7 protein-coding genes, 1 tRNA gene and 1 pseudogene are annotated in these 4,327 nt (G+C 56.6%); 3 read left to right on the top strand and 6 right to left on the bottom strand.

Features of this window, described 5'->3' with window-relative positions; genetic code table 11:
• The 4 genes from ACGVJ8_RS07270 to ACGVJ8_RS07255 all read right to left on the bottom strand — a co-directional run bounded on the left by ACGVJ8_RS07270 (position 1) and on the right by ACGVJ8_RS07255 (position 2,791).
• A complete protein-coding gene (locus ACGVJ8_RS07270; RefSeq protein WP_392346784.1) occupies positions 1-525 on the bottom strand; it encodes a hypothetical protein in 525 nt (174 codons plus the stop codon).
• A 526-nt stretch (positions 526-1,051) separates the two neighbouring features.
• A complete protein-coding gene (locus ACGVJ8_RS07265) occupies positions 1,052-1,231 on the bottom strand; it encodes a hypothetical protein (protein ID WP_392346782.1) in 180 nt (59 codons plus the stop codon).
• Positions 1,232-1,556: 325 nt separating this feature from the next.
• The gene (locus tag ACGVJ8_RS07260) at positions 1,557-2,120 is read right to left on the bottom strand and encodes a hypothetical protein (protein ID WP_392346780.1); all 564 of its coding nucleotides are present in this window, start codon (positions 2,118-2,120) and stop codon (positions 1,557-1,559) included.
• 83 nt (positions 2,121-2,203) lie between these two features.
• A complete protein-coding gene (locus ACGVJ8_RS07255; protein WP_392346778.1) occupies positions 2,204-2,791 on the bottom strand; it encodes a hypothetical protein in 588 nt (195 codons plus the stop codon).
• A 122-nt stretch (positions 2,792-2,913) separates the two neighbouring features.
• On the opposite strand from ACGVJ8_RS07255, the gene ACGVJ8_RS07250 reads away from it, so the two are divergent.
• Positions 2,914-2,993, top strand: a tRNA-Arg gene (locus ACGVJ8_RS07250).
• A gap of 97 nt (positions 2,994-3,090) precedes the next feature.
• Here the strand turns inward: ACGVJ8_RS07250 and ACGVJ8_RS07245 are convergent.
• A complete protein-coding gene (locus tag ACGVJ8_RS07245; RefSeq protein ID WP_392346776.1) occupies positions 3,091-3,363 on the bottom strand; it encodes a DUF3303 domain-containing protein in 273 nt (90 codons plus the stop codon).
• A 166-nt stretch (positions 3,364-3,529) separates the two neighbouring features.
• Here ACGVJ8_RS07245 and ACGVJ8_RS07240 point away from each other — a divergent pair, with 166 nt between their 5' ends.
• Both ACGVJ8_RS07240 and ACGVJ8_RS07235 read left to right on the top strand, forming a co-directional pair.
• Positions 3,530-3,673 carry a hypothetical protein gene (locus tag ACGVJ8_RS07240; RefSeq protein WP_392346774.1) on the top strand — a complete coding sequence of 48 codons (144 nt, stop codon included), beginning with the start codon at positions 3,530-3,532 and terminating at the stop codon, positions 3,671-3,673.
• A gap of 119 nt (positions 3,674-3,792) precedes the next feature.
• Entirely contained in the window at positions 3,793-3,996 is a 204-nt protein-coding gene (locus tag ACGVJ8_RS07235) for a hypothetical protein (RefSeq protein ID WP_392346772.1), read from the top strand.
• Between the two features lie 135 nt (positions 3,997-4,131).
• On the opposite strand, the pseudogene ACGVJ8_RS07230 reads toward ACGVJ8_RS07235, so the two are convergent.
• A pseudogene (locus ACGVJ8_RS07230) lies at positions 4,132-4,327 on the bottom strand (hypothetical protein); the annotation flags it as partial.

The following is a 4,327-nucleotide window of genomic DNA, read 5'->3' as shown; positions in this document are numbered from 1 at the left end:
TCACCTGCTGAGTTTTTGAAAAAGCCCAGTCGGTGCCGGAGGCAAGCTGACCCTTTTGCAGGTCCAGCGGCGGGCTGTGTGTCGCGCCCCTGTAGCAGCGCAAAGTTCGGCCGTCGCGGTGCAGCTGGCAGACGACATTCGATGTGCGATGGCATATCGAATGTCGTCGAGCCGGTGCCAATTATCCCGCCCAGTGCTCACGGTGCGGTGCTTGGGAACTGATGTTTGTTGGTTGTCGATGGCCAGCTGAAGAACGGTGTCCCACCAGAAATCGGGTGGAGCTGACAATGCCTCAGGGCCGCTGCTAACAGGCCAGTAGTAGTGAACGCCTGACGACCAGTATTTTCCCAGCACGATCACCTGCCGTCCAGGAGAGAAAAACTGCTCGAGCTGCTCGCCCGCTCCGGTGCTCTCGTTGAAATGGAAGTGTCCGGCGGTCAGCCCTTGATCAATCGCCTGGTCAACCTGCGCCGGGCTAGGAGCGAACAGCAGCTTGAACCGTGAGAGATCTGTATCTCGCTGCACGCGCCAGGTTGAAACGCCTTCTGGGTGGAGGTCCAACTGCCGAGAACGCTCGATTGCTGATGGGCCGTCAAAGTCGACGCACCACAGCCGATCGCAGCGGACACCGCAAGCAACCACCCCGGGGTGGCTGGAAACCTCTGAGACGCTGAATCCAGGGTGAGTCGTCCACGCTGAAAGCATCGGAGCCTTCCTTGATTAACCCCAACCAACGGGCAAGAGGCAATGCTGAAGGCTGATGGGCTCAAACCGTTTCAAAACGGTGGGGTCGATCATGGCCACCTCCGTTCTGGGCCACAGTTCGGGCTACACCAACCCCTAAGGGCCATCTCAACGTCAGTCTCTGAAGTGTGTTTGGGTTGTTTGCACGACTGCCCCAGTGGCAGTAGGTCACCTAAACTGCGATCACTCCTTGGCAGGGAGGGATGGCAGCTGGCCGGTATTCGGTTGGTTGCCATCCCTTTTATCTGCCCACTCCTTGTAGCTCTTCGCGAATGACCTCAGCGGCTCTGCGCTGAATCATTCCCCGTCAGGCGAGCTTGGCGCGCACACCATTCACCTCCCAGAGGAAGGCGCTGTTACTACTGAAGCCCGCTTGGTAGTGGATGTCCTCCTCGAGGACATCACCGCGTAGGCATTTCAGGGTTCGCTCTGAAACACCGCAGACGGTCGCAGCCTGTGGCGTTCGAAGCCAAAGTTCTTGTGGCATGAGTAATGAAACAGATAAAGGTCTGAATCAAGCCCCCCACCAAATAGAACTTGTAAAGAGATTTTGGTCCAGATCACCCGACCATCTGGATAGTTTCCTTTCTCGCGAAAGGGATGGGCTGAGTCAGAGACTCTCCGGAGGGCGATGATTGGCTCCAGGCCCTCTTGCTCGGAAACAAGATTGGCTTGATGTGAAAGACGATGACACATATCATGCCAAGGCGCAATATTCCCACCAAGCGATAACCACCAGTTACCCTAGTAGTTTCAGCCAGATTGCAGGGCTTCGTTGTACTTCTTTTCAGCCTCTTCTGGCTATTTTCTGTTCATCCAGCTCGAATAACATTTGAGATGCGTTTCGACACTGTGGCCCATAAAAACCGCTGCCTGCTTGCAGTGAAGTGGACAGCGTGAAATTTATGCGCCCGCCAAGCCCAACCGTGACGCAATCCATACGGTTTCAATCCTGGATTCTTCTTAACTAATTCTTGCCAGGGTTTATATCGCTGAAGGATTTGGGCATAAGCAGCACCCACCTCCCGGTAACTGTTGCGCTCGGCCACCCTATCGATCTGATTTTTCACGGGACGGGGGAGGCCGATTCGTCCAGAACGGAATAGTTGGGCAACCCTGCGAGCTTCGCCGGGCTGACCCTTCAGGTCGAGGCCCAGGACGAGGCGCTCCTCCTTCTCTGCCCCGGACTGCAGAGCGCGGACGTCCCTCTTCAGCTCACCGCCGACAAAGACGTCTCCTCCTTCGTCGACATCGAGCAAACAAATCTCTCCCTCGCGCAACCCGTAGAAGCCGAGCATTGCCGTCATCAACCAAAGTTGCTCCTTCCCGTCCTCGAGCATCCGATCAAGCAGCCACTGGAAAGCGTCAGGCTTCAACGGGACAGTCAGCTGCTTTTTCTTCTGCCGGTAGTGGGAGGTGATCCCACCAACTCCTGACGCTTGACCATCGACAACGGCATCTACCGCGCCGGGAATCCCAGATCGTCGCAGCAGAACAACAGGAAGACGCTCACGTCCTGCAGCTGGCGCTTCCGGCCTTGGCCGCCGGGAGGGCAATCCGCAAAATGCAACGCGGCGTAGCGACGCATCAAACCCGGCCCGTCGGTGATCTTGGGCTTGGAGCCCATCACCTCTTTCACACGCCTCAGCCTGGTCCGCAAATCAGAGAGGGTGCTGCTGCGCCGGTTGGAGCGGGACTCGAAGAATCGATCGCAGGCAGCCTCCCAGTTGAGCGCCTTGGTGACCTTGGTGGTTCCGGTGCTGTGGACGGTCAGCTCAGCGCGTGCGGTGACGGCTTTGTCCCAGTCCATGCCGCCATCGAGATATTCCCAGAGCTGGGCCACCGCCTCAAGCATCAGCCGGGTGTTCTTTCTGGCCCAGATGATGTCGAGCTTGGTGCTGCGCCTGTTGCGGTCTTCCAGGATCTGAACGAGCTGGGCCCGACCACGGCTTTCGCTGAGGCTCCAGCCCTTGCCGTGCTCGGCCTTCAGCGTGCGGCGGAGGGCCTGCTCCCAGACGGCGACTGGATTTTTCTTTCGGTCCGCCACTATGGCCCAAATGCTCGGGTGTGGCCCAAAGTGTGGTCCAAATGGTCACGACACGCTTGGACAACATGTGGCCCAGACTCGGAAGACCTCAGCTATAAAGCGGGTTCTAGGCAGTGATTTCAGTCCCTTATGGAAATCGGCTGAACATATGACCAACTGCTTTCTAAGCAGTTGGTCGATGGTTCGAATCCATCAGGGGGCGTCTACGACGAAGCTACTCCGACGAAAACGTCTCGGAATGGTCCAAACGGGTTATGGACCCCCCCGGAGTGTCGAGGGGCATCGATCCAATCAGACGATCAGCTGTAGGCCTTGGCGATTAGGGGGCCAGCTTGCTCATCTGACAGCACTCGAGTGAGCTCCCAGTCGAGGCACTCGGCCCATTCCGCGGCATGCTCGTAACAGGCATCAGCGCTGTCTGCCTCCACGAGGATCCAGCCTTCAACAGAGTCAGGTGCATGCCAACGCTTCCAAGGCTTGCACTCGGGGAAAGGCGCGCCCGTTGCCAGGAACTTCTTGGCAGCAATTTCGTGGTAGCCGGTCTTGAAAGACCAATGCATCAAAAAGGTCATTGAAGGTATTGAAGCCAACGAACATTCCCATAGGCCAGACATCCTGTCTGTGAGGGCGAACACGGAGGGATGGAACACTGCAAGCCCTTCCCTCAATCGTTATCGGCAGTCGTCTTGCATCCAGCATCAAGCGCGGTTACATGGGCCCATGCAGCCAGATGGCGGAATGCCAGAGCTTCTTAAGCGTCAGATTGACCACCTGGAAACCGCCATTGACCTTTCGGCGGACTGGCTTGAAATTCAATATCTGATGGTTGAGCTCGATCAGATCAAAGCTCTGTATGAGGAGGCGGAATCAGAGGCTGCTTAAGCGGGTGTTGACATAAGCCTCAGAGCAAAACTCCATAGAGTTCAGCAACACGTCATGCCAGCTTTTTCAGCTTTATTGATCCGAACCTGTCAACGTATGCGTGACTGACGTGCCATGGCATGAATAACGAGCAGCAGGCTGAACTCGAACGCCTTGAGCGTGTGCTTGCGGTAGCCAAGCGGAACGGGAACGAGCTCTTCATTCAGAACATCGAACGGGAGATCGCCGCCGTTCAAAGGGGTGAAAGCTCCCCCCTCATCGACGAATACCTCACTGAGGAAGAACGGGCATCAAGGGGCGTCGAAAACCAGACCGAAGTCTGATGAGATCGGTTGCCCCCGCATGGTTTCCCAGGGTTTGGCTTCAGCCACAACTGAAGGCTCACTTAAGGCTGCAAGAACGGGCGCAATGACCATCGCCCCCGGATCCACGCGAGATCAAGACCCGGCTTCAGGCGACTAACAGGCATGCCATCCCAACAATCGATCGTTCAGGCCCTCAAAGCAATACGCCTTAATGCTGATGACTTTGTAGCCGGAAGGAACAAAACTATGGGCATCGAGATCGGAAGAGCCCATGACGGCCGACACTCCACCTGAGCAAGCCGTAAAAGTCGCCTGACTTTTAGGTCCCTGCTCCAACAGTCTCATAAAT

The sequence above is a fragment of the Parasynechococcus sp. genome, assembly GCF_042954245.1.
GTDB lineage: Bacteria > Cyanobacteriota > Cyanobacteriia > PCC-6307 > Cyanobiaceae > Parasynechococcus.
This window is presented reverse-complemented; position numbering and strand designations above follow the sequence as displayed.